Origin of the sequence: Shewanella hafniensis (assembly GCF_019655335.1) — a bacterium.
Classification (GTDB): domain Bacteria; phylum Pseudomonadota; class Gammaproteobacteria; order Enterobacterales; family Shewanellaceae; genus Shewanella; species Shewanella hafniensis.
Window position 1 is genome coordinate 1 of record NZ_BPFD01000072.1, and the last position, 25,449, is coordinate 25,449.

The following is a 25,449-nucleotide window of genomic DNA, read 5'->3' on the forward strand; positions in this document are numbered from 1 at the left end:
GCATTCTCACAATATAGAAGAGTACGTTCTATAGAAGCAGTGTCTTAACTTACTTAAGAAAGTCAGGTAATGCACCCACTTGTCTTGATTTATCAAGTGTATTCACAGCTTCAAACCTTGAGCTATCCATCAAATGTGCATAACGTTTAGTTGTCTCAATCTGTTGATGGTTTAGCAGCTGACTAACCATATAGATGTTACCAGTCTGCATCATCACTTTAGATGCAAAATCATGCCGTAAATCGTACAGCCTAAAATTTTCAATTTTTGCCTCTTTAATAATCATGTCCCATGATTTTTTTATTGTGGTGAGCTGAAGCTCAGGATTAGCTGGCGATGGAAATAACCAAGCATCCATTCTGGTCTTAAAATAACTAGCAGATTCGTTATGAATGCCATGTTTACGCCATTCTTTTAGTGTCTCCAACGCCAGAGAATTTAAAGGAATTACATTAGATATTCCGCGTTTATCAATCGATTTTCGAATACGGAAAAATTTTGAGTCCAAGTCAACATCAGACCATTTTGAATTGAACAACGTACCAGGCCTAATTCCCGTCTCTTTGAACAAAATAATAAAAGGTGAAACATGATCCACAAAATGACAACTTTCGAGATGCGCTGGCGTTTCTAGCCTGCGTAATATCCTATGCTCAATCGTCCTAGCTCTTTGCTCATGTTTTAATGAGTTGCGCTGGTTAATTGCAGCATACAGCCTTAATTCCTCATGGTCAGATAGATAACGAATGACCTGATTATCGACTCTTATTCTAGGTAAGCTATACAGATCATGATCTTTAATAAGACCTTTTTCCTTTGCTAACTGGATACAGGCTCGAAAAGTGCAAATACCTTCTTTCATCGTTGAAGGACTCAACGTCCAAAGACTATCACCCGCAGCTAACTGCCTTTTCGTCAACTTTCGCTCTTTAGATTTCATCCACTGCCGTACCAAATCAGCATTAATATTACCGATAGGGCTATCTAGTAAATGCCCAAAATGACGTGAAATGATATCCACCTTCACCATTACCGTTTTTGGATTTTCATATCGTTTTGTCTCTACATATTCTCCATATAAAAAATCCCTAAGGGAAACACTACTCTCTCCACTTGCGGATGTTCCACGTTGTTTGTCGACGATTTTTATCCCTAGATTATTTCCTGCTTTAACGTGTTGTGCAGCCTTCAGAAGAACTTGAAAATTAGAATTGGTCAAATTGCCAAGCTTTATTGTTTTCAGCGCTGCAGAAAGCGTATCACGCTGCCTTAGATAAACACTCGCGAGAGATTCTCCTATCGCTGTAAGCTTTTCATTTTTCAATGTAAATTCAGACTTGTAAAGCCGAATTGAAAGACCTGCTATCTCATGACTATTTATAGCCAAGTATTTAGAATTCCCCGCCCACCAACTTTCTATGCTCTCGTGGAAAGCAGCTAGTTCTGCAAACGTAAATTGACTATTTAAATACACCTCAAACTCTTGGACAACTTTTAATCTCTTCCTAGTAGAAGAGACTCTGTAACCTAAGTAGGCCAAAAAACTTGATATAGATTGATTGGTAAACGCAATTTTTAATGTCTTATTCATGTGCTATCTCACTTCAATTTGATGAAATTTGATCGCACACCTATCGCACATGATACATGCAAAACAGTGCAAAACCATGCAAAACCCTAAGTTGCCAAAAATACAAAAAATATTTATTATCAACAACTTAACATGGTTTCGCGGGTCGGGTAAATCATTCAGGATCGACTCATAATCGTTAGGTCCACGGTTCAAGTCCGTGAGGGGCCACCACCCGATTCAACAAAAAAGCCCATTGATTCAATGGGCTTTTTTGTATCTAAAAAATTTATCCTGCTAATCACAGTATAATCACCATGCATATACAGCTGGCTCGCTGACTATTTTATGGCTTCTGCCTATGTATTGTTAGTTAACATCACAATAAAAATAGGCCCTTTGATCAGTGTTTAACCAGCAACACAATCAAAGAGCCTAATTAAACTCAATGCATTAATTTAGTAAATCTCTACGTACTAGGTTTTTAACTTACCTAACTGCTCATGCTGCTGCTTCACTAAGTTTGCGAGAACCACACTGCTTTGCTGTGCTTCGCCCGCAAGACGTGCAAGTTCGGAAGCCGAATCAGAAATGCCGGTGATATTACGATTAACCTCTTCAGTCACTGCGCTCTGCTCTTCTGCGGCGGCGGCAATATGGGTCACTTGACCAGAAATTTCACCAATCTGACTCACCATTGAGTTCAATGAGTTTAACGCTTGCTCAGTTTGAGATACGGCCATTTGTGCCCGCTCAGCACCTTTATCTATGATGCCAGAAGCACTTTGGACTTCTTTCTGTAGTGCATCGATAAGGGTACTAATGTCGTTCGTCGAGCTTTGAGTCTTAGATGCCAGTGCACGGACTTCATCAGCCACCACAGCAAAGCCCCGTCCCTGCTCGCCCGCCCTTGCCGCTTCAATTGCCGCATTGAGCGCTAACAGGTTAGTTTGCGCAGCAATGGAGCTAATCACCTCAAGAATACGGCTGATGTTCATGCTGCTGTCGGCGACTTTACTCACCGCTAGCTTAGCCTCCATTGACTCCTGAGACATAGTCGCGACGAAATCCATTGCCTTTGTCAGGCTCTCTTCACTGTGACGAATATTGCGCGACATGGCTTCAGTTTCTGCAGCCGTTTGCTCTGATGCCTTAGCAACCTCAAGTGCGGTGGCACTCATTTGGTTCACAGCCGTTACCACACTCTCAATTTCGCCGTACTGGCGATTCACACTGTCACGGGTGAGCTGGGCAATTTTGGCAGAGGCTTGGCTTTCTTCCTGAGAGCGACTTGCAAGCGTTTTAAGTTCGGCAATCAAATCCTTAAGTTTATAAATAAAGGAGTTGAAACCTTTCGCTAACGCAATCAATTCAGCGTGCGAATCAACCTCAATCGATTGTGTTAAATCGCCATCGGCACTCGCAAGATGTTCCACTCGGCCTTGGATCAGCTTCAAAGGTGAAATAATGCTACGGATCACTAAGCTAATGGTAATTACAGCGGCAATCGATACCACAATCCCCACTATCAGCAGCAAACTGCCTAAAGAGGTCGCCATCTCATCCATATCATTGTTAAGCTCAATCGAGCTTTTATAGGCCTGTGCTGTCGGCACTTGGATAACCAAGGACCACTCGGCATTCGCTAGCGGGATCTTAATGGGGTAAGCAACAATAATTTCATCATCGTTAACCATATAGCCGGAATTCTTGTGCAAGGAGATAATTTGCGAGGCGAGAGTAGAATTTATCGACTCAGCTAAGGGGCGCGCCTTTTTACTGTAATGACTGGCTGCAACCACTAAACCGCGGGTGCTCAGCAAAGTGACCTTCGCTTGTCCATCGTAGAGGCTTTTGGATAACTTATCGATAAGGGTTTGAAAGACGGGTAAGTTTAAATCAACACCGACTACACCGATAAATTGCTTATGTTTAAGCACAGGCACAGTCAAGGAGGTCATTAACGCTTTGTTGCCTGGAGTGATCTCGTATAAGTACGGCTCCATTAAACAGGGCTTTAAGGTTTCTTTACCGCATAAATACCATTCAGCATCGCGGATCCCAAACTCATTTAAGCTAGTGAGGTACTTTTCTGCCGAATCCTCAACTTGGTTATGCTCCACTGTGCCATCGTCATTACGAGTGTAATAAACCTCTAGCGCACCCGATGTCGCCACACTGTGGCTAACATTCACATTCAAAAACTCACTGTCGAGCCCATCATAACCATTAGGTTCGAACTGGGCATACATAGAAGAAACTTGCGCATTCTTCTTTAGTACTGCCGCCACTGCGAGTTCTAAGCGGTCGCGTTTTAAAGGTAATTCATCGGCTGTGCTTTCCAGCATACCCGCAAAAGAAAATGGAATACGATAAGCTTCGTTGATGAATCCAGCGACCATTTCGCCATATTCACCGGCGCGAGCTTCGAGTTTATCCCGCGTTTCAGTTTGTAGGGTATTTTGAACTTGATCAGATAATTGCGCGTTTTGAGCCGACAGTGTCCACCATAAACTGATAGATAAAATAGCCACTATCGATAAAAATAATGCTGATGTAATCCACAACAACTTAGTACTGATGGACAAATGCTTCATCGAGTAAACTCCCAAGAAAACGACAATGGCGTAATTATTTTGATCTCATTCATTTTTATACTTTCTAGCCAGCATTAAAAATAGCACTTAGCATAAGAATTACCAGCACTTAAGATAAAGATTTGCTAATGAAATGTAAAACTTTTGAATGACTAAATCAAAAAAGGCCGAATTCAAATAAATGAATTCGGCCTTTAATTTCAAACACTATTTCAAATTAAGTCTAAAGTTAGCGTCCCCACAACCAAGCGGCACCACGCACCCCCGATGAAGCGCCATAACAGTTTTTAACAACCGGAGTGTGACACTCACGGCCAACCACATATAGTGGTAAAACTTTTGGTAATTCAGTGTAAATGGCATCGATATTAGAGACTCCACCGCCAAGGACGATTACATCAGGATCCATCATATTGATCACATGGGCCAATGAGCGAGCTAAACGATCAATAAAGCGATCAAATGCTTGAGTCGCCAGCGGATCACCTGCTTGCATCATTTGGGCGATTTCAATACCACTGTCAGCGACACCACCTGCGGCGCGAAAATCGCGTACAAAGCCCGTGCCAGATATAAAAGTCTCGATACAGTCTCTGTTACCACAAAAACACGTCGTGGTATTAAATTCATCGGCTTTCATCCAAGGTAAAGGATTATGACCCCACTCACCGCCGATACCATTACCACCATCATGCACTTGGCCTTTGATGGCGATACCAGCGCCGCAGCCAGTACCAATAATGGCGCCAAATACAACGGACTTTCCTGCGGCAGCGCCATCTACCGCTTCTGATACGGCAAAACAGTTCGCATCATTAGCAATTTTTACTTTACGATTTAATCGAGTCCCCAGATCCACATCAAGTGGATGACCATTGATCCAAGTTGAATTAGCGTTTTTTACTAGGCCAGTAAAAGGAGAAACAACCCCAGGAATACCTATTCCGATAGTGGCGGTTTGCTGCAGGCTGTCTTCGACTTCAGTTACCAATGCAACCAAAGCATTGACTGTCGCAATATATTCTCTCGGTGTCGGGATGCGTTTACGAAAGACTTCGTTACCATCGCTATCTAATGCGACTACCTCGATTTTTGTGCCACCAAGATCGATACCAATTCGTAACATTCATATACTCCGTTTAAATATATTTAACGCAAAGCGGTGCATTAACAACCTGATGCATATCTGCAACTGTAGAGACGCTGCTAAGTAGAACTTTTCGTTTTAAAGTGATCTACATTAGAATTTCCAAGCGCACTATGCCTGCTGGGCAAACAGCAATCAACCTCAATGTATTTAAATACACCATAGCGCATACCCGCACATGCCATTATCTGCTTATCCGATAGTACTGCGAATGTTCCTTGATTTATCCGCAGCAGAAAAACTTGGATAGAACTGTCCCCGCTTAAATCCACCTTAAAATTGATAAGGTCATTTGTAACAAAGTCTGTTTTGCCAGTCTCTGCCATTGGTTTGCTTGGGTTATCGCCTTATACTTTTGAGCTCAAATATTAAAACAACAATGTTGGAAGCAAGCGATATGACTATTGGGACTGCTCCGGTAAGTAAAACACATTCATTTATGACTGTGTCTCTTATCGAATTATGGGAACGCTTTGGTTATTACGGCATGCAAGCGCTGATTGTGTACTTTATGGTGCAGCGCCTTGGCTTTGATGACTCACGGGCAAACTTAGTATGGAGTGCCTGTGCGGCGCTTATTTATGTATCACCGGCGATAGGTGGCTGGGTTGGGGATAAGATCCTCGGCACTAAACGCACTATGCTGCTCGGCGCGGGGATTTTGTCTCTGGGTTATGCGCTGATGGCCGTACCCACTGAAAATACGTGGTTTATGTTTTCAGCGCTCGGCGTGATTGTGGTCGGTAACGGGCTGTTCAAACCCAATGCCGGTAACTTAGTTCGTAAAATTTACGAAGGTGACGATTCTAAAATCGACAGTGCGTTTACCATCTATTATATGGCGGTCAACGTGGGCTCGACCTTCTCTATGTTGCTGACGCCTTGGATTAAAGATTACGTCAACGCCCAGTATGGCAACGAGTTTGGCTGGCACGCCGCTTTTGCCGTGTGTTGTGTTGGCATATTGGTGGGGTTAGGCAACTATGCACTTATGCGTAAGAGTTTAGTACATTACGGTTCTGAGCCCGATACTCGTCCAGTGAACAAGAAAAACCTCGCGATTGTATTGGGTCTATCCGCATTGTCGGTTGTCGCTTCAGCCATTATTTTGGAATATGAAGCGGTTGCCCGTGTCTTCGTTTACGCCGCTGGCGTAGCCGTATTGGCAATCTTCTTCCACTTGATCCGCACCAGCGAAACCAGTGAACGAGCGGGACTGATTGCGGCGCTGATCCTCACAGTGCAAACCGTGTTCTTCTTTATCTTCTATCAACAAATGTCGACTTCGTTGGCGCTGTTTGCCTTGCGTAACGTGGACTGGGATTTCCAAATTTTTGGTACCCATTTGTGGACTTGGTCACCGGCCCAGTTCCAAGCATTGAATCCATTATGGATTATGGTGTTAAGTCCAATCTTAGCGTGGAGTTATTCGTGGGCGGGTCGTAATGATAAAGACTTCTCTATCGCGGCGAAATTTGCCTTAGGTTTTGCCGTTGTGGCGATTGGCTTCTTTATCTATGGCTTTGCCGGACAATTCGCCGTCAACGGTAAAACCTCTTCATGGATCATGATCTGGGGCTATGCCTCTTACTCTTTAGGCGAATTGCTGGTGAGTGGTCTTGGTCTTGCCATGATTGCCCGCTACGTACCTGCGCGTATGGGCGGCTTTATGATGGGCGCCTATTTCGTCGCCTCAGGTATTTCACAGTATCTGGGCGGTGTGGTCGCTAACTTCGCCAGTGTGCCAAAAGATTTAGTCGACCCACTGCAAACCTTGCCCGTATACACCAGCCTATTTAATAAGTTGGGTATCGCGGCTGTGGTCTGTACCTTTATCGCCCTTGCAGTATTACCGCTCATGCGTCGCCTGACTGAGACTCACCATTCACACAACAATGCTGCTGATGATGGTATTAGTGAAAGTGCTGCGGCATCACTACGGGATGTAAAAGCAGAGCAATAATGCTCGACTGACAATAGCGATTTATTTATTGCATAACATTAACTGCCGATAGCCCTGCTATCGGCAGTTTTTTTATCACTTCACTTAGTTATACCCTTGTGTTGCAACTCATAACCAAATGAGCTGTAGCAAATATCACCCAATCCCGTAGTAACTGGCCTAGCGCTGAGTTGCTAAGAATAAGATCTTCAGTTCCACATTATCGGCCCTCACACTGGGATGACTTCACCGCCTCGATTTGTTACAAAGCAAGTATGAGCCCGGACGCATCCAGTTTAAACGCGCAGCTCAAGTGCTCACTCAAATTGAAATAACCAACGAAAAACGAAAGGGAAAAGAGTCAGTCGTTCAAGCTTGAGAAGCGCGGCACTCAGCCCCATATCAATATCACTGAATACCTTTTATTCATCAAGACTGAGCCGTTAACGCTTGTTCTTCGCTATGCGCCTAACAATGCCACTAGCAATGCGACTAACACTGTTAGCGCCGCATGTTTCGCTAGCAAAAACGGCAGTCACTTGGAGACACTATGTCACAGCAGACATCAATATTGGCCGATATTCCCTTCTCGCTATTGGAACTCGCGCCCATGCGCCAAGGCTCAACCGTAGGCGAAACGCTGCACAACAGTTTGCAGTATGCCAAGGAAGCCGACAGACTCGGCTTTAATCGTTTTTGGTTTGCCGAACACCACAATATGCCCGGTATCGCCAGTGCGGCGACCTCGGTATTAATTGGTTATATTGCTGGCAATACGCAGCGTATTCGCGTCGGCGCGGGTGGCATTATGCTGCCAAACCATGCGCCTTTAGTGGTCGCGGAACAGTTTGGCACCCTTGAAAGCTTATATCCAGGTCGAATCGATTTAGGACTGGGACGCGCCCCCGGCAGCGATCAAATTACCAGCCGAGCACTGAACCGTGATACTAGTCGCGCCGAAAAATTCCCTGAAGAAGTCAGTGAATTACAAACCTTACTCGGCCCTTATAATGGTCGCCATGCGGTGCGAGCGATTCCAGGGGAAGGCACTAATGTGCCAATTTGGTTATTGGGCTCGAGTCTCTTTAGCGCACAGTTAGCGGCGCAGCGCGGTTTGCCCTATGTGTTTGCGGGCCACTTTGCCCCACGTTTTCTCTACGATGCGATTGAAATCTATCGCCGCGACTTTAAACCTTCCCAAGTGCTGGATAAGCCCTATGTGATGCTCGGCTTGCCGCTCGTTGCCGCCGACACTGATGAAGAAGCCCAATATTTGGGCACGACCTCGAAACAGCGCGTGCTGGCGCTTATCCGTGGTCACGAGTTATGGTTAAAACCTCCGGTTGACACTATGGATGGCTTGTGGAGTGCGCAGGAAGAAACCTATGTCGATAATTTCTTAGGTTTATCTGTCACTGGCGGCCCAGCGACGATTAAGCATCGTTTGGAAATGATCGTTAAAGAACTCGGCGTGAATGAGTTTATCTTCACCAATGACTTGTATGACCTTGATAAACGCAAAAAAGCGCTGCAGATCCTAATGGAGATTAAACAGTAGCGATTCAGTAAACTGACTCGTGCTGAAAGCCATTGGCAGTAAAAATAGCTGCCAATAGAACCATCCTCAAAACAATTGCCCCATAAAAAATCCCGCCGCAGCGGGATTTTTATTATGCAAAACTGTCATCTAAAACTGGTTTATCAAAGCAATATTAGCTTTTAATAACGGCATCGAAACTGGCTTTGAGGATACCTAGGCCTGCATCAATTTGTGCATCCGGCGCGGTTAATGGCACCAAAATACGCAGCACATTACCGTAAGTGCCGCAGGATAATAAAATCAATCCACGGTCACGGGCATCGCTCAACACTTGCGCGCAATAGTGCGGCGCAGGTTTACCTTCTTCCATCAATTCAATGGCGATCATAGCGCCTAAACCACGCACATCGGCAATTTGTGGATATTCGACCTGCATCACATTCAGGGCAGACTTAATGCGCTCACCAATGGCATTGGCTCTTTCTAGTAACTTTTCTTCTTCAAACACTTCAATGACAGCAAGCGCTGCGGCGCAGGCTAACGGACTGCCACCATAGGTACCACCAAGGCCACCCGGACCAATCGCATCCATCACTTGCGCGCGGCCGGTAATCCCCGAAAGAGGGAAACCACCCGCGATAGATTTAGCAAAAGTCGTGATATCCGCAGCCACACCCATTTGTTCCATAGCGAAGAAAGTGCCAGTACGGCCAGCGCCCGTTTGCACTTCATCGGCGATGAGCATAATGCCTTCACGGTCGCACAGTGCGCGCAGGCGCTGCATAAAGGCGGGTGATGCGGCGTAGAAACCGCCCTCGCCCTGCACTGGCTCTAAAATAATGGCGGCGATATCACTTGGCTCGGCATCATTTTTAAAGATACGTTCAATCGAGGCCATAGCATCGTCATCGGACACGCCGTGCATTTCGCAGGGGAACTCAGCGCGGAACACATTCGCCGACATCAGCCCCATACCTTTACTGTAAGGCGCGACTTTTCCGGTCAATGCCAAGGCCGCGATAGTGCGACCATGGTAGCCCGAGGTAAAGGCTATCACGCCAGCACGTTTAGTATAAGCACGCGCCACTTTAACTGCATTTTCAACCGCTTCTGAGCCACTGGTAAATAATGCCGTCTTCTTGGCAAAATCCCCTGGCACCAATTGATTGAGCTTTTCACACACTTGGATATAGCTCTCGTAACCGAGCACCATAAAACAAGTGTGGGAGAAATTATCCAGCTGAGCTGCAACCGCCGCCTTCACTTTAGGGTGAAGATGACCGGTATTAAGCACGGCAATGCCGCCCGCAAAGTCAATAAACTCGCGACCTTCCACATCCCACACAGTCGCATTTTCGGCGCGAGCGGTAAAAATAGGGTGAATTTGCCCGACACCACCCGCAACTGCGGCTTGGCGACGTGCCATCAATGAATCATTGGTTGTTGTCATTTAGTGTTCCTCACACGCCAAATCGGACCGTATTAAACGGACATGCAGATATACTTCATTTCTAAATATTCTTCGATGCCGAACTTAGAACCTTCACGGCCAAGCCCTGAAGATTTCATCCCACCAAAGGGCGCGACTTCCGTCGAAATCAAGCCAGTGTTGACCCCAACCATGCCGTATTCCAAGGCTTCGGCGACTTTCCACACCAGTGAAATATCGCGGCCATAGAAATAGGCGGCGAGGCCAAATTCCGTATCGTTAGCCTGTTTAATCACATCGTCGACATCGCTGAATTTAAATAGCGGCGCGAGTGGACCAAAGGTTTCTTCACGGGCAACGAGCATGCTTTTATCAACGTTAGTGAGCACGGTTGGCTCGAAGAAATTACCGCCAAGGTCATGGACTTTACCGCCAGCGACCACAGATGCGCCTTTGGCAATGGCATCGACAAGGTGACTTTGCACTTTTTCGACCGCGGCGGCATTGATCAGCGGGCCCGTTGTGACGCCCTCCTTGATGCCCTCTCCGACTTTGAGCTTGCCCACAGCAGTGCTGAGTTTTAAGGCGAATTCATCGTATACGCCATCTTGCACATATATACGGTTAGCGCAGACGCAGGTTTGGCCGGCATTACGGTACTTAGCGATCATGGCGCCTTCGACAGCGGCATCGATATTGGCATCGTTAAATACGATAAATGGCGCATTACCGCCTAATTCTAAAGATAATTTTTTAAGAGTTGGCGCACATTGCTCCATCAGCTTAATGCCAACATTGGTCGAGCCAGTGAACGACAGCTTACGCACTATCGGGTTGCTGCACATTTCATTACCAATCGCGACGGCATCGCCTGTGACCACACTGAACACCCCTGCCGGAATGCCCGCACGCTCGGCAAGTTCGGCCAAGGCTAATGCGGTAAACGGCGTTTGCGGTGCAGGCTTAACCACCATAGTACAACCCGCAGCGAGAGCCGGAGCCGCTTTGCGAGTGATCATCGCCGCAGGGAAGTTCCACGGCGTAATCGCCGCCGTTACGCCAACGGGCTGCTTAATCACCATCAAGCGTTTATCCCCTTGATGCCCGGGAATGGTATCGCCATAGATACGTTTCGCTTCTTCGGCAAACCACTCGATAAAGGACGCCGCGTAGGTCACTTCCCCCTTAGCTTCCGCCAGCGGTTTGCCCTGTTCTGTGGTCATCAATAACGCGAGGTCATCACTATTTTCATTGAGTAATTCAAACCAGCGTCTTAATTTAGCGCCGCGCTCTTTGGCTGTGAGCGCTCGCCAAGCTGGCAGCGCCGCTTCTGCCGCTTTAATCGCAGCTTGGGTTTCGACTTGCCCCATTACAGGGACGCTTGCAATCACAGCGCCCGTAGCAGGATTGGCGATGGCGACAGTCTCTTTCGACTCGGCATCACACCACTGGCCGTTGATATAACATTGTTGACGCAGCAAACTCGGATCTTTTAGCAACACAAGGACGTCCTCGCATTAGTGAGGCAATCACTTGCCTCGAATGAAAATAAATGAAACAGACTAGATACCTAATTTGTCTCTCAAAGTGTAATACCAAGCTCCGATAGCACTAAAAGGGACGCGAAGTGCGTGACCACCGGGGAAGGGATAATGTGGCAATGCGGCAAAGGCATCGAAGCGCGTGGCTTGGCCATTGAGCATTTCGGCCAGTAACTTGCCCGCCAGATGGGTATAAGTGACACCGTGGCCACTGCAACCCTGTGAATAATAGATGTTCTTACCAATACGACCGACCTGTGGCAGGCGCGATAGCGTCAGCAGAAAGTTACCTGTCCAGGCATAATCAATCTTCACATCTTTTAATTGCGGGAAGGTTTTGAGCATGTTCGGAATAATGATCGACTTGATATCCGCCGGATCGCGGGCGCCATACACTACGCCGCCGCCGTAAATCATCCGCTTGTCGCCAGACAGGCGGAAATAATCGAGCAGATAGTTACAGTCTTCGACGCAGTAATCCTGCGGTAATAAGCTCGCCGCTAGATCGTCACTCAAGGGCTCAGTGGTGATCACTTGCGTGCCGCAGGGCATAGATTTCGCCTGCAGTTCTGGTAATAACTTGCCTAAATAAGCATTACCCGCCACGACCACAAACTTGGCTTTAACACTGCCCTGCGCCGTATGCACAACTGGGCTATCGCCTTCATCGACACTCAGCACTGCTGAGTCTTCATAAATCTTGCCGCCGAGGGATTCGACCGCGCGCGCTTCGCCAAGAGCTAAGTTAAGCGGGTGAATATGGCCGCCGCTTTTATCAAGCAGACCACCGACATAGCGCTCAGTATTTACTACACCGCGAATACCTTTGGCATCGAGGAGTTCAAGCTGATTAACATGACCGTGGCTTTCCCACAGTTGCTTTTGATGGCGCAGATGACCCATTTGCTTTTCGTTCATCGCAGCAAACACGCCGCCATCTTTGAGATCGCATTGAATGTTGTACTTAGCAATCCGATCGCGAATGATTTTTCCACCCTCAAAGGCCATTTGGCCAAAGAGTTTACCTTGTTCTTTGCCGACTGTTTTTTCAATAGTATCAATGTCACGGCTAAAACTATTGACGATTTGTCCGCCATTACGGCCCGAGGCGCCCCAGCCAATGCGAGCGGCTTCTAACACCACCACACTAAAGCCAGATTCTAATAAATGCAGCGCGGCAGAAAGGCCTGTATAACCTGCGCCAATCACACAAACATCGGCTTCAATCGATTCCTGTAGACGCGGACGTTCAACCTTATCGTTGGCCGATGCCGCATAATATGATCCAGCGTGAGCTATGGCAGACATGTTGTTCCCTTGAATTCTAATGTTCATTATTTTAAACAGCCATCACATCCTACACCTTCAGAAAACGAAACACTAGCCAGAAAAGTGCAATAATTTACATTTTGTTTGATATTTCAAACACGCGATAATCTTAAGCTCAATGATGTCATGCGACTTAAGCTAAGCGATGTCATATTAATGGTGTCGAGTCGCAGAACTGGCCTGCAAAGCGAAGCGGATGATGGGAGCGGTGACAATTAACAAGGGTGGCTTTGGCGATACCAAAGCCACCTTATATTAAGCTAACTAGTTCATCGGTGTGCGGTCGCGTTTCTCTGCCCGCCTTGCCATATACCAAGACAAGAAGGCGATTAACGAAACACACAGAATGATTAGCGTCGCTAAGGCGTTGATCTTAGGCGAAACCCCTAAACGTACCGAGGAAAACACCACCATAGGCAGCGTAGTTGCTCCTGGGCCAGAGGCAAAGCTTGCGATCACTAAATCGTCTAATGACAAGCTGAATGACAACAACCAACCCGCCACCAGCGCCGGCGAAATCATAGGCACTGTGATGAGGAAGAAAGTCTTCAGCGGTGTTGCCCCTAAGTCCATTGCCGCTTCTTCGATAGACATGTCCAGCTCGCGCAATCTTGACGACACAACCACAGCCACATAGGCAGCACAAAATGTTGAGTGCGCAATCCACACGGTCAACATGCCGCGCTCTTTAGGCCAACCAAACAAGTCGGCCATGTGCACAAACAGCAGTAGCAAAGACAGACCCGTGATCACCTCAGGCATAACCAGTGGTGCTGTGATCATGTTCGATAATGTCAGCTTCGCCCATGAGCGCTTAAATCGCGTCATCACAAAAGCCGCCATAGTGCCAATAATCACCGCCATGGTTGAGCTATAAAAGGCAATCCGTAGACTGGTCCACACCGCATCTAAAATCTGTTGGTCTTGAAATAACTCGCCATACCATTTAGGTGAAAATCCGCCCCATACCGTCACTAATTTAGAGTCGTTAAAGGAGTAAATCACCAGCACTAACATAGGTGCATACAGGAAGAACAAGCCAAACCACAACATCGCTGAAGAAAAACTTAACTTTTTCATAGGTCTTTCTCCAAACTACGCGCCTGATAGCGATGGAATAAGGTAATAGGAATAATCAATAAGCCCAACATCACAATCGCCAGTGACGAAGCCACAGGCCAGTCGCGGTTATTGAAGAATTCTTGCCATAAGACTCGACCTATCATTAATGAATCTGGACCACCGAGTAGCTCAGGGATCACAAACTCACCCACAGCAGGAATAAACACCAACATAGAGCCAGCAATCACACCGCTTTTTGACAGCGGGAAAGTGATTTTCCAGAAGGTATTTAAACGGCTTGAACCTAAATCAGACGCCGCTTCAATCAAACTCATATCGAGTTTCACTAAGGTGGCGTACAAAGGCAAAATCATAAAAGGTAAATACGCATAGATAATGCCGATATACACGGCAATATTGGTATTGAGGATTTGTAACGGCTCAGAGATGATTCCCAACCACATGAGTGAATGGTTGATGATCCCAGTGTTACTTAAAATCCCCATCCACGCATAAACCCGGATTAAAAATGAGGTCCAAGAAGGCAACATGACTAATAGCAGCAATACGGTTTGCAACCGCGCTGGCGCACGGGCAATCGCATAAGCCATTGGATAGCCAATAATCAAACAGCCGATGGTCGAAATTAACGCCATTTTCAATGAGCTGAGATACGCAGTGTAATACAGCGAATCATCAAGCAACATCAAGTAATTACCCAAATGCAGGAAGATATTTAACACATCGTCGCTATATTGGAACGTAGCCTCATAGGGCGGAATTGCAATCGCCGCCGTCGAAAAACTCAGTTTAAGGACAATCGCAAATGGCAAGGCGAAGAACAGCAGCAGCCAAGTGTAAGGTATGCCTATGGTCCAAAAACGGCCTTTGAGAAACTTTAATTTAGTCGGTATCTTCATGATCTCAACACCACGCCACTGGTGTCCTCCCAACTGATAAATACTTCGTCATCCCATGTGGCATGATCGGCGCGGCGCTCACGGTTAGTCATACTGCACTGGACTATTTGGCCATTATCTAAACGAATGTAATACACTGAAATACCGCCTAAATACGCGATATCATGTACGATTCCTTTCGCCCAGTTGTACTGACCTTCAGGCTGTTCGCGGCTAATAATGGTCTTTTCAGGACGCACAGCGAGCCACACATTTTTGTCTTCTACGTTGGTCGACACCCCGTAACCCACATAAAAAGATTGGGCCAACTCATTCGGCTTAATGATCAAATGGTCGACTTCATCCACTTCAATCGCGCCACCAAACAAGTTCACAGTGCCGATAAACTCGGCAATCATGCGGCTGTTCGGGCTTTCGTAAATATCCATGGGTGAGCCAGTTTGGGCAATCCAACCGTCGCTCATAATGGAAATGCGTCCCGCCATTGTCATGGCTTCTTCTTGATCGTGGGTCACCATCACGCAGGTCACACCAACACGCTCAAGAATTTCAACCACTTCGAGTTGCATCTGAGTACGCAGTTTTTTGTCCAATGCGCCCATAGGCTCATCGAGCAGTAATAATTTCGGCCGCTTTGCCAGTGAACGAGCCAAGGCTACACGCTGACGTTGACCACCGGATAACTGATGCGGCTTACGTTTACCGTATTGCTCCATGTGTACTAGCTTGAGCATATCTTGTACGCGCTGCTCAATTTCGGCCTTAGGTAACTTGTCTTGTTTCAAACCAAAGGCAATGTTTTGCGCCACTGTCATGTGGGGAAACAGAGCGTAGGATTGGAACATCATATTGATAGGACGTTCGTATGGCGGTAAATCGGTAATGTCTTCGCCATCGAGGAAAATACGGCCAGAGGTGGGTTTTTCAAACCCTGCTAACATACGCAATAACGTCGACTTACCCGAGCCAGAGCCGCCTAGTAAAGCAAAGATTTCGCCTTTATTGATGGTTAATGACACGTCGTCGACAGCCCGCACGTCATCGAATAACTTGCTTACCCGCTCAATCTTGAGCAGTACTTTTTCTTGCGTCTTTGTTGTCGGTTTATTGGTGACGCCCGAGGTGATTGCCATAGTACTTCTCCACCCAAAAATGATGCGTCAACACGCTCAAACTCTGGGTTCAACACGATTAATGAATGAAAAGAGGTTAACCAAACTGTGTCAAATCCTATACGTGGATGAACTATGCATAGGATTGGACATAGCAAGTCTGCCAAGCTAGGGGCAAGCTAGGGGCAAGCTAGGCTTGCCCCTTATCGACTATTGCCCTGACTTCACTTTGGTCCAAACACGGGTTAATACGCGTTGGATTTTCAAAGGTCGGATTTCACCAATATAAAGTTTATCTAACACTTCTTGTGGTGGATAAATCGCGGGATCGGTGCGGATAGCCTCATCAACCAGAGGTTGAGCAGGATCGTTCGGGTTAGCATAGGCCACATAGTTAGAGATAGGCGCTATGACTTCTGGACGGAGGAAATAGTTAATCAGCGTCAGTGCATTATCTGCGTTAGTTGAATCCGCTGGGATAGCTAACATATCAAACCACAGGTTAGCCCCTTCTTTTGGAATCGAATAACCAATCTTATTGCCATTACCCGCCTCTTCAGCACGTGCTTTAGCTTGGAATACGTCACCAGAGAAACCAAAGGCCACACAAATGTCACCGTTTGCTAAATCAGAAATATAGCGAGATGAGTGGAAATAGGTCACGTAAGGACGGATTTTTTCCAGTAACTCACCGGCTTTTTCATAATCGCTTGGGTTGGAACTGTTGGGATCTAAACCTAAATAAATCAGTGCTTGAGGCACCATATCGTCGGCAGAGTCCAGCATAGCAAAGCCACACTTAGAGATTTTTTCAGCATATTTAGGATTGAAGATCAGTTCCATTGAGTTAAATGGCGCATCTTCACCCACAGCCGCTTTCACTTTATCTATGTTGTAACCAATACCATTGGTTCCCCATAAATAAGGCACGGCATACTGGTTACCCGGATCGGCTTTCTCAAGTAGCTTCATCAGGGCGGGATTTAAATTTTTGAAGTTAGGTAGCTTAGCGCGGTCTAAAGGTTTGAAAGCACCCGCTTTGATTTGCTTAGCGAGAAAATGGTTAGAAGGGACAACGATATCGTAGCCACTACGACCAGACAGTAATTTAGCCTCAAGCACTTCGTTACTATCGAACACATCGTAAATTACCCGAATGCCCGTTTCTTTCTTGAAGTTTTCTAAGGTATCTTCCGCGATATAATCTGACCAGTTATACACGCGAACCACTTCTTCCGCTTGGGCCGCTGCGCTCGCTAATACGCTCGCAGTGACCAGAGCTAGAGTGGTCATCTTATTAAATAGCTTCATGCTTTCTCCTTTCTCGGGTAGCAGAATTGCTTAAGCAAATTCTGACATTGTGTCACCGGGCTATCCGGATATTGTTGTTATTTTCGACCAATGCTACACCTTACAAACCGCATCGGCAGTCTCTACGGCACGGGATCCATGCCAGCTTTATATCTTGCTGCAATTTGTTAAGCATCAGGTTTCGTGCCAAATTTTCGAGGCATCAGTATTGCATTAACACTCAAAAAATTAGACTAGATATGACACTGCTTGTACATATTGCAACATTAAGGCAAATGCCTCAAGTCCCTAAGTAATCGTAAAAACCACTAAGATAAAACACATTTTAAATATGACTAACAATTAGTTAGCGACTCTAGCAAACGAGCGACTTAAAACAGTTAGGCCTATTTCACTTTTCTAGCGGACACACATCTGAATTGAATAATCACTTTAATCAACAAGCCATTAAAAACCATCAGATTATTTAACAAGTGAATTGCACCGGTTGGGTGCAACTTCACTAAAACAGTGCAAATCTCCATCTTGTTGTTACCGACGCTAACCTCAGATTTGTCTGGGTTAACGCGGTAACACAGCTAGTGCACTTAATCCAAAAACATTACACAGTGAGCAATAGGAATTCACGTTCCCATGAACTGACCACACGGCGGAAGTTTTCAAGTTCAGCCTGTTTCACCGCCACAAAACCTGTGGTGAAGGCTTCACCTAAATACTCCTTACAGGCATCACTTTCTTCCATCGCCGCTAAGGCTTCTTCTAAGGTAAGCGGTAAACAATGGGTGTTGTTGCTGCGGCTTTCGTTGGCTTTACCTTGCACTGGCGTAGAAGGTTTTAGCTCCTCAACCATACCGATATAACCACACAATAAGCTCGCGGCAATGGCCAAATAACAGTTTGCATCGGCGCCGGGAATCCGGTTTTCGATACGACGGTTTTGTGGCGAAGACTCAGGAATACGTAATCCACAGGTGCGGTTTTCATCGCCCCACTCTAAGTTCACTGGCGCCGAAGTACCGGGTAGGAAACGACGGAAAGAGTTTGCATTGGGCGCCATCAGCGGCAGCAACTCAGGGATGAATTTTTGCAGACCGGCAATATATCCCAAGAATAACTGGCTCTTAGTGCCATCTTCATTGGTGAAAATATTTTTGCCTGTCTCTTTATTGATCACACTCTGGTGAATGTGCATTGCACTACCAGGTTCGTCAGTCACAGGTTTGGCCATAAAGGTAGCGCAAACATCGTGCTTCAGTGCCGCTTCGCGCAAGGTACGTTTAAAGATAAACACTTGATCAGCAAGGGACAATGGATTGCCGTGGCTGAAGTTAATCTCCATCTGCGCGGGGCCATCTTCATGGATTAAGGTATCGATATCTAAACCTTGAAGCTCACACCAATCGTACATGTCTTCAAACATAGGATCGTATTCGTTGGCTGCATCGATAGAGAAAGACTGGCGGCCCGCTTCGGGTCGACCTGAACGGCCAATTGGTGGCTTTAGGGGTAAATCGTGGTCGTCACTACGACGGGTCAAATAGAACTCCATTTCAGGAGCGATAACCGGTTCCCAGCCCTGTTCGTCATAGAGAGACAAGACTTTTTTCAATACGTTACGTGGTGACAGCTCAATCGGATTACCCATTCTGTCGTAGCAATCGTGGATCACCTGCGCCGTGGCTTCGATGGTCCAAGGCAACATAAAAACAGCGTTTTCATCGGGTACACAGACAAAATCGATGTCGGCAGCATCGAGCAAGCTGTAGTAAACATCTTCATTCACAAAATCGCCGGTCACGGTTTGTAACAGCACGCTTTCGGGCAAACGCATGCCTTTTTCATCGAGAAATTTATCGACTGGTGCAATCTTGCCGCGGGCGATGCCAGTCATGTCACTGATAACACATTCGACTTCTGTGATTTTTCGTTCTTTTAAAAAAGCGATTAGCTTATTCATTATTATTTCACTCGAGTTGTAGCCCTGCGTCGGCATGCATCACCGAAGGCATTGAAAAGGGAGAGGTAAAACGGATTTTCGCTCACCTTCCACTCTGGATGCCATTGCACACCGAGGGCAAATTCTTTAGTACCTATTACGGAGAAAGCCTCCACTAACCCATCTGGAGCATAAGCTTCTGGCCGCAACCCAACACCCAGACGCTCCACGCCTTGAGTATGCACAGAGTTGACCTCTGCAGAGTTACGGCCCCAGGCCTCGTAAATAAGCCCCCCGGGCTCAACAGTAATACTGTGAGAAGCCCCATATTGCACATCTAAGGATGCGGTTTTATCTTCTCTATGTTCAATAAAGCCACCCACCTCATATAACTTCTGGTGCAAACTGCCACCAAAGGCCACATTCATTTCTTGAAAACCGCGACAAATACCTAATACAGGTACCCCAGCAGCGATAGCAGCGTGGATCAGCGGCAAAGTCGTCGCATCACGTTTAGGATCATGGTGTGTACCAAGCTCGCTCGGTTGGCCTGCATAAAGATGGGGTTCTACATTAGAAGGAGAGCCAGTAAACAAAATACCGTCAAGACGTTCTAAAATCGCGTCTATCGGTAAATCGCCGCCTAACGATGGGATCACTAGCGGCCAGCCTTTCGCGCCATTCACGACACCTAAAAGGTATTTTTCACCAACAATATTAAAGGGATGTGAACCCAGTTGTTGATTACAAGCAATAACACCTATGAGGGGCAAATCGGCTGACATATCTCACCTTTAGAATTCGTTTTACTAGCATAACGAACACTTTGTCTTTAAATGTTCATTTTTTCACACAGTACACCGAAATTTCACACTAGGCAAGAGGTTAAGCACTTGTTAAAGGTTATTTAATCCACTTGTGTTTAATAAGCATAAATAACATGTAGTTAAACCTATATTGTGGTTATTCAATGTTATTTCATGTGAATAAAACAGTGCTTCAGCTGACAAAAAGCGCACTTTTAGCTGCGTAAATTAAACCGTATTCGAGCTAAATTTGAACCAATATTATTTACACAAAGAAGAGGATATATAACAAATATGACAGGATTAGAAAGTAGGTAAATCCGCAGTTGTGTTGAATAACAGTATTACGCCACTCACTTTTAGCTAATGAGTGGCCTAAGGTGTTAAATAATAGGATAAGTTAATGACTTAACTAGAAGTTCGCAGGCGTAGTCGCACTCACCAAACGGCAAGGTTCATCAAAGGGATTACGGAATCTATGGGGCACTTCACTGTTAAAGTAGTAACTGTCACCCGCTTCCAAAATATACACTTCATCACCCACAGTGAGCTCGAATTTACCTTCGATCACCATGGCAGCCTCTTCACCTTCGTGCTTCAGCATTTCTTCACCCGTATCTGAACCGGGCGGATAAATTTCACTCATCACTGACATAGCGCGATTCGGATAATCACGGCCGATCAGTTTAAATTCAAGTGGTCCAGTGCCGATATCCAGTAATTCATTGGATCGATAGACGACCTTTTGCTCACTATCCGCAGAGGCTTCAATGGAGAAAAAATCCACTAAAGACATCGGGATACCCGACAGCACTTTTTTTAGAGAGCTGACTGACGGGCTAACACTGTTTTTCTCGATCATTGAAATCGTACTGTTAGTCACTCCAGCACGTTTGGCTAATTCTCGTTGAGATAAGCCTTTCATTTTTCGAACAGTTTTGAGGCTGGCTCCAATATCCAAATTTCACATCCCCCTAAAGGCTCGGGTCAACCCCGATAGATGACGAACAGGTTGTTCAGGATAAACACCATCCAGAACGCATTTTCGCCCAAAAAGCGCGTGTTTTACTGCTTTCATTGTATTCTACATAAAAAGCGTGTTAAATAAAACGAACACTTTTTTGCGTCATGTTAAAAGTGTGATGAGTATACTGAGACAAGTCCAATTTACAATAAAAACAATTTTTTGGAGCCATAATGGCAAGCAAACCTCCTGTGCACAGCGAGCAGTATCCACACTCTTATTATGTTGATACTGCTAAAGAAATTTACGCGCACCCACAACTCGAAGGCAATATCAGTGCCGATGTCTGCATAGTGGGCGGCGGCTTTAGCGGTATCAATACCGCCATAGAACTCGCACAGCGCGGCATGAGTGTCGTCCTATTAGAAGCCAAGCGTATTGGCTGGGGCGCATCAGGGCGAAACGGCGGCGAACTCATTCGCGGCATAGGCCATGACCCTGCACAATTTCACAGTGAAATCGGCACTGAAGGTGTTCAAGCAATTCAACAGATGGGCTTTGAAGCCGTCGAAATTGTGCGAAATCGCATACAAGAACACAGTATCGACTGCGATCTGCAAATGGGTTATTGCGACTTAGCAGTTAAACCTCGTCACATGGATGAGCTTGAAGAAGAATTTAGCGCACTCAAGGCCATGGGTTATCAGCAAGAAATCAAGCTGTTAACTAAGGGACAATTAGGTGAAGTCATAGGCTCAGATTTTTATCAAGGTGCGCTGGTTGATATGGGCAGCGGCCATTTACACCCGCTGAATCTTGCTCTGGGTGAGGCACGCGTCGCCCGTAATCTGGGCGCACAGTTATTTGAATACAGCGCCGCCGAAAAAATCATTCAAGGCGCTAAACCTAAGGTCATCACCGCCAAGGGCGAAGTCACTTGCCAATACTTGGTACTGGCTGGCAATGCCTATATTGGCCACAAACTTAACAGTTTTGTTGGGGGCAAAGTGTTACCCGCTGGCAGTTATTTACTGGCTACAGAGCCCTTAACTGCGGCCCAATGTGCGAGCATTATCCCGCAGAATATGGCCTTCGCCGATATGCGAATTGCCTTAGATTACTTTCACTTATCCGCAGATCGTCGACTGCTGTTTGGTGGCCTTTGCACTTACTCAGGTAAAGACCCCAGAGATATTGAAGCAGCACTAAGACCGAATCTGGAGAAGGTGTTCCCGCAGTTAAAAGGCGTGCGCATCGATTATGAATGGGGTGGCATGATAGGTATTGGAGCTAACCGTATGCCACAAATTGGTCGCCTGCCCGATGCCAATAATATTTTCTACGCCCAAGCCTATGCAGGACATGGGGTGAATGCCACTCACATGGCGGCAAAACTGCTGGCCGAGGCTATCTGCCAACAGGCGGGACACTTCGATGTGTTCGCTAAAATCAAACACATCACCTTCCCCGGCGGCCCGACGTTCCGCTCACCTATGCTCGCGGCAGGCATGCTGTATCACAGATTTAAGGACTTGTTTTAAGTCGCTTGTTACGCCTTGCCCACAGGATAAAAGGGATAGACCCAAGATAATGCACGACTAAAGCCACCAAGACGCCAAAGCCAATACCACTAGAAGTTAAAGGTATCCCTGGCTTAAAGTTACTGATGGTTTTCTCAAGATAATCAAAGCGAACAGGGTTAAACATATAGGCAGTTTTCTCAAACAAATTGCCCGTATTAAAAATCGCCACGCCCTGTGTTAACGCTTTATAAAGCGCCAGTGTCTGTACCTTTTGCTCAGCGTCGGCACGCACACTTGGCTCCTCATTTTGCTGGTGGCGGGCAATCATGGCATCAACATCGACGTAATGATATTCCTTAGCCGTTGCCTCGTAACCTTCTACCTGCCATCGAGTCGATTCATAAAGGCCTGATAAAAATTGCTGATAATGATCAGCCAGTTGTGGTAACTGTAAGGCAATCACTAAAATAAATCCAAATACCAACTTATCGATCAATCTCGCTATCAAAGGTTTCTCCTTGGCATTTAGCCAAACGACGTAGAAGTCACATGATGTTCAACAAAAACCACGCTAACTTAATTAATCTACAGCACTAATTTCAATGGTGATACTCAATTAACACTCAATTGGCAAATCGGTACGACTGCCCCAATCCGCCCACGAGCCATCATAGAGAATGGGATGTGTATGCCCTGCCGCAACCGAAGCCAAGATCAAAATGCACGCCGTAATCCCAGAGCCACAGCTAAATATCCGTGCGGGCTTATCCGCTGCTAACCCTTGATAAATCGCCTGTAACTCACTGGCCGTTTTGATTTTATTGCCATCGAGCACTTGAGCGAAGGGTAAGTTCACCGAGCGTGGAATATGTCCTGAGCGCACACCGGGGCGCGGCTCACTCACTTGGCCTAAAAAGCGTGGCGCACCACGGGCATCGACAATCGCGGTTTCGGTATCTTCGATACGTGATAACACGGCCTCGGCATCCATCACGCGCTCGGGGTGGTATTGCAGCACATCAACTAAAGTATCGACATCCGTCGGGCCGTAATCTACGCCTTCGGCTTGATAACGCGATGAGGTAATGCGGTCTTCTTCAATCCACTGAGGCAAGCCACCATCGAGCACATAGACTCGATTAAAACCCATGACTTTAAAGGTCCACCACGCCCGTGGAGATGAATAAATACCTTGATTATCATAGATAACGATAACACTGTCGGCCTCAATCCCAAGTTGCGCTATCCCTTGGCTGAACTGCTCAAATGTCGGCAAGGCATGGATTTGAGTTGAAGTCTTATCGCAAAACACATTTTCCAAGTCGAACCGACGTGAGCGCGGAATGCAAATAGGCTCATCGTAAACTAGGGGTTCTTTACCAATAACGGTTTCCATACTGGCATCGAGCAAGACTAAATGGGGATCGGTGAGATGTGCTTCGAGCCACTGCGTACTAACAAGTGGGTATTCCATAGCGGGTCCTTTTACTGTTATCCAAGTCTGCCGCTAGTCTCTCACCAAATGCCGTAAAGCCCAAATATCGGCTTAACAAATTGTCTGCTTTGGGGATTTTATTTAAAAGCGTCGGCTCGATTTTATGTGCTCCATCATTAGATTGCAGCGAAACAGTGTTTTGAAAAGAGTGTTTTCAAACTGCTCATTTTTAAGACGCCGTTTTCGAAAGAGCAGCTACTTAATGACTTCAATTTTCACGTCAATCAAGCCAGAAGAAGTATTGCCTATGCTGCTGAACGCCGATTTAGACAAATCAATAATGCGGCCACGCACGAAAGGGCCTCTATCATTGATTTTCACAATCACACTTTTGCCGTTATCGACATTGGTGACCTTAACATTCGAGCCAAAGGGTAACTTTTTATGCGCTGCTGTCTTTAATTTATGCTGGTAAAGCTCACCACTGGCCGTCTTCCTATTTTGATGTTTATCCCCATAAAAGGAAGCCTGACCCGATTCAGTGAATCCCACCCAGTTACCATTCTCCCCCGTCTGCATTGAAGAACAGCCAGCCAAAAAGCTTAGCAATGCCAGCACAGCTAGTTTCACGAAATTGAACTGCCTAATTGGGTTTTGAAGTGCATTCATTTGAAGCGCATTCACATGACACCCTCTCTAATGAGTGAACGCTTTGCTGACGAGCGTTAGGCACAGCAAAAGTCACAGGGAAAATAACCAACAACCTTAGATGGCAAAGCTCTAAGCTTGCATCCTAAAAGATCAAAATAAGAAACAATAAATTTCCACGAGGCTACAGCAGTTGCACGCTAAAATCACGTATTTACAGGTGAATGCTCTAGCTATGAAGCCAAAAAGTTGCGGACATACTGACTTAGAAACATATATGTTGTAGACCAGTTTTGGGGGACCTGTAATTTTAGTTATTAACAGTTTAGCGTTTGCTGGTATCCACTAACACAGGCTTACCATGGCATTCGCTCGTCGACTCGCAGCCAGTCCGTCCTTGGATGCTCGACCGCCCCGTCCATGGGGCGGACGGTCGTCTCGCTAATCACCATGGCTAGCCTTTTTAGCATTAGCGTAATCTGTAAGTTTTAAAGAAATACACAGCACGTGTTGGGACAAAAATGAGTTAGGTTATTAACTCTAACTCGTCATTTTCGGATGAAAATCTCTATGGGCTAACGCCGAAAATAAGCGGCAGCCCTGCAGCGCAGCGAAAGGGCTGTCCGGTGCAGGGCCC

19 protein-coding genes are annotated in these 25,449 nt (G+C 46.2%); 3 read left to right on the forward strand and 16 right to left on the reverse strand.

Features of this window, described 5'->3' with window-relative positions; genetic code table 11:
* Nucleotides 1-49 precede the first annotated feature (49 nt).
* The 3 genes from K5Q99_RS17340 to mak form a co-directional block, all read right to left on the reverse strand.
* Nucleotides 50-1,591, reverse strand: coding sequence for a tyrosine-type recombinase/integrase (locus tag K5Q99_RS17340; protein ID WP_011846135.1), 1,542 nt, complete (start codon nucleotides 1,589-1,591; stop codon nucleotides 50-52).
* A gap of 455 nt (nucleotides 1,592-2,046) precedes the next feature.
* On the reverse strand, nucleotides 2,047-4,167 hold the full coding sequence (locus K5Q99_RS17345; protein WP_220777566.1) for a methyl-accepting chemotaxis protein: 2,121 nt from the start codon (nucleotides 4,165-4,167) through the stop codon (nucleotides 2,047-2,049).
* Nucleotides 4,168-4,396: 229 nt separating this feature from the next.
* Nucleotides 4,397-5,293: a fructokinase gene (gene mak / locus K5Q99_RS17350; protein WP_220777567.1), complete on the reverse strand. Its 897-nt coding sequence runs from the start codon at nucleotides 5,291-5,293 to the stop codon at nucleotides 4,397-4,399.
* A 418-nt stretch (nucleotides 5,294-5,711) separates the two neighbouring features.
* On the opposite strand from mak, the gene K5Q99_RS17355 reads away from it, so the two are divergent.
* Both K5Q99_RS17355 and K5Q99_RS17360 read left to right on the forward strand, forming a co-directional pair.
* Entirely contained in the window at nucleotides 5,712-7,277 is a 1,566-nt protein-coding gene (locus K5Q99_RS17355) for a peptide MFS transporter (RefSeq protein WP_106649776.1), read from the forward strand.
* Nucleotides 7,278-7,806: 529 nt separating this feature from the next.
* Entirely contained in the window at nucleotides 7,807-8,814 is a 1,008-nt protein-coding gene (locus K5Q99_RS17360) for an LLM class flavin-dependent oxidoreductase (protein ID WP_106649775.1), read from the forward strand.
* Between the two features lie 154 nt (nucleotides 8,815-8,968).
* Here the strand turns inward: K5Q99_RS17360 and gabT are convergent, their stop codons facing one another.
* The 10 genes from gabT to K5Q99_RS17410 form a co-directional block, all read right to left on the reverse strand.
* Nucleotides 8,969-10,246, reverse strand: coding sequence for a 4-aminobutyrate--2-oxoglutarate transaminase (gene gabT / locus K5Q99_RS17365; protein ID WP_220777568.1), 1,278 nt, complete (start codon nucleotides 10,244-10,246; stop codon nucleotides 8,969-8,971).
* Nucleotides 10,247-10,278: 32 nt separating this feature from the next.
* Entirely contained in the window at nucleotides 10,279-11,727 is a 1,449-nt protein-coding gene (gabD, locus tag K5Q99_RS17370; protein ID WP_220777569.1) for an NADP-dependent succinate-semialdehyde dehydrogenase, read from the reverse strand.
* Nucleotides 11,728-11,787: 60 nt separating this feature from the next.
* A complete protein-coding gene (locus K5Q99_RS17375; RefSeq protein ID WP_106649772.1) occupies nucleotides 11,788-13,074 on the reverse strand; it encodes an NAD(P)/FAD-dependent oxidoreductase in 1,287 nt (428 codons plus the stop codon).
* 285 nt (nucleotides 13,075-13,359) lie between these two features.
* Complete coding sequence (locus K5Q99_RS17380) at nucleotides 13,360-14,175, reverse strand: ABC transporter permease subunit (RefSeq protein ID WP_006080702.1); 816 nt, start codon at nucleotides 14,173-14,175, stop codon at nucleotides 13,360-13,362.
* The gene (locus tag K5Q99_RS17385; protein ID WP_106649771.1) at nucleotides 14,172-15,077 is read right to left on the reverse strand and encodes an ABC transporter permease subunit; all 906 of its coding nucleotides are present in this window, start codon (nucleotides 15,075-15,077) and stop codon (nucleotides 14,172-14,174) included. Before K5Q99_RS17385 ends, K5Q99_RS17380 begins: the two co-directional genes overlap by 4 nt.
* Nucleotides 15,074-16,210, reverse strand: a complete 1,137-nt coding sequence (potA, locus tag K5Q99_RS17390) for a polyamine ABC transporter ATP-binding protein (protein ID WP_106649770.1) — start codon at nucleotides 16,208-16,210, stop codon at nucleotides 15,074-15,076. Before potA ends, K5Q99_RS17385 begins: the two co-directional genes overlap by 4 nt.
* 189 nt (nucleotides 16,211-16,399) lie before the next feature.
* Entirely contained in the window at nucleotides 16,400-17,500 is a 1,101-nt protein-coding gene (locus tag K5Q99_RS17395; RefSeq protein ID WP_006085019.1) for a polyamine ABC transporter substrate-binding protein, read from the reverse strand.
* A gap of 601 nt (nucleotides 17,501-18,101) precedes the next feature.
* Nucleotides 18,102-19,457: a glutamine synthetase family protein gene (locus tag K5Q99_RS17400; protein WP_063884501.1), complete on the reverse strand. Its 1,356-nt coding sequence runs from the start codon at nucleotides 19,455-19,457 to the stop codon at nucleotides 18,102-18,104.
* Nucleotides 19,458-19,459: 2 nt separating this feature from the next.
* Nucleotides 19,460-20,221: a gamma-glutamyl-gamma-aminobutyrate hydrolase family protein gene (locus tag K5Q99_RS17405; protein WP_006085017.1), complete on the reverse strand. Its 762-nt coding sequence runs from the start codon at nucleotides 20,219-20,221 to the stop codon at nucleotides 19,460-19,462.
* Nucleotides 20,222-20,654: 433 nt separating this feature from the next.
* Entirely contained in the window at nucleotides 20,655-21,203 is a 549-nt protein-coding gene (locus K5Q99_RS17410; protein ID WP_006080693.1) for a cupin domain-containing protein, read from the reverse strand.
* A 236-nt stretch (nucleotides 21,204-21,439) separates the two neighbouring features.
* On the opposite strand from K5Q99_RS17410, the gene K5Q99_RS17415 reads away from it, so the two are divergent.
* On the forward strand, nucleotides 21,440-22,747 hold the full coding sequence (locus tag K5Q99_RS17415) for an NAD(P)/FAD-dependent oxidoreductase (protein WP_220777570.1): 1,308 nt from the start codon (nucleotides 21,440-21,442) through the stop codon (nucleotides 22,745-22,747).
* Here the strand turns inward: K5Q99_RS17415 and K5Q99_RS17420 are convergent.
* From K5Q99_RS17420 to K5Q99_RS17430, 3 genes are all read right to left on the reverse strand, one after another.
* On the reverse strand, nucleotides 22,731-23,237 hold the full coding sequence (locus K5Q99_RS17420; RefSeq protein WP_198573926.1) for a DUF2937 family protein: 507 nt from the start codon (nucleotides 23,235-23,237) through the stop codon (nucleotides 22,731-22,733). The two genes, K5Q99_RS17415 and K5Q99_RS17420, sit on opposite strands and share 17 nt — an antisense overlap.
* A gap of 108 nt (nucleotides 23,238-23,345) precedes the next feature.
* Nucleotides 23,346-24,203, reverse strand: coding sequence for a sulfurtransferase (locus tag K5Q99_RS17425; RefSeq protein ID WP_220777571.1), 858 nt, complete (start codon nucleotides 24,201-24,203; stop codon nucleotides 23,346-23,348).
* Between the two features lie 216 nt (nucleotides 24,204-24,419).
* Nucleotides 24,420-24,833 carry a septal ring lytic transglycosylase RlpA family protein gene (locus tag K5Q99_RS17430; RefSeq protein ID WP_220593019.1) on the reverse strand — a complete coding sequence of 138 codons (414 nt, stop codon included), beginning with the start codon at nucleotides 24,831-24,833 and terminating at the stop codon, nucleotides 24,420-24,422.
* Between the last annotated feature and the right edge of the window lie 616 nt (nucleotides 24,834-25,449).

Bases quoted from the DNA above. Each gene is read 5' to 3' on its own strand.
- K5Q99_RS17360 (WP_106649775.1), top strand. From the start codon at position 7,807: ATGTCACAGCAGACATCAATATTGGCCGATATTCCCTTCTCGCTATTG.
- K5Q99_RS17400 (WP_063884501.1), bottom strand. From the start codon at position 19,457: ATGAATAAGCTAATCGCTTTTTTAAAAGAACGAAAAATCACAGAAGTC.
- gabT (WP_220777568.1), bottom strand. From the start codon at position 10,246: ATGACAACAACCAATGATTCATTGATGGCACGTCGCCAAGCCGCAGTT.
- K5Q99_RS17380 (WP_006080702.1), bottom strand. From the start codon at position 14,175: ATGAAAAAGTTAAGTTTTTCTTCAGCGATGTTGTGGTTTGGCTTGTTC.
- K5Q99_RS17430 (WP_220593019.1), bottom strand. From the start codon at position 24,833: ATGAATGCACTTCAAAACCCAATTAGGCAGTTCAATTTCGTGAAACTA.
- K5Q99_RS17385 (WP_106649771.1), bottom strand. From the start codon at position 15,077: ATGAAGATACCGACTAAATTAAAGTTTCTCAAAGGCCGTTTTTGGACC.
- K5Q99_RS17375 (WP_106649772.1), bottom strand. From the start codon at position 13,074: ATGTCTGCCATAGCTCACGCTGGATCATATTATGCGGCATCGGCCAAC.
- K5Q99_RS17345 (WP_220777566.1), bottom strand. From the start codon at position 4,167: ATGAAGCATTTGTCCATCAGTACTAAGTTGTTGTGGATTACATCAGCA.
- mak (WP_220777567.1), bottom strand. From the start codon at position 5,293: ATGTTACGAATTGGTATCGATCTTGGTGGCACAAAAATCGAGGTAGTC.
- K5Q99_RS17405 (WP_006085017.1), bottom strand. From the start codon at position 20,221: ATGTCAGCCGATTTGCCCCTCATAGGTGTTATTGCTTGTAATCAACAA.
- K5Q99_RS17425 (WP_220777571.1), bottom strand. From the start codon at position 24,203: ATGGAATACCCACTTGTTAGTACGCAGTGGCTCGAAGCACATCTCACC.
- K5Q99_RS17395 (WP_006085019.1), bottom strand. From the start codon at position 17,500: ATGAAGCTATTTAATAAGATGACCACTCTAGCTCTGGTCACTGCGAGC.
- K5Q99_RS17355 (WP_106649776.1), top strand. From the start codon at position 5,712: ATGACTATTGGGACTGCTCCGGTAAGTAAAACACATTCATTTATGACT.
- potA (WP_106649770.1), bottom strand. From the start codon at position 16,210: ATGGCAATCACCTCGGGCGTCACCAATAAACCGACAACAAAGACGCAA.
- K5Q99_RS17415 (WP_220777570.1), top strand. From the start codon at position 21,440: ATGGCAAGCAAACCTCCTGTGCACAGCGAGCAGTATCCACACTCTTAT.
- K5Q99_RS17340 (WP_011846135.1), bottom strand. From the start codon at position 1,591: ATGAATAAGACATTAAAAATTGCGTTTACCAATCAATCTATATCAAGT.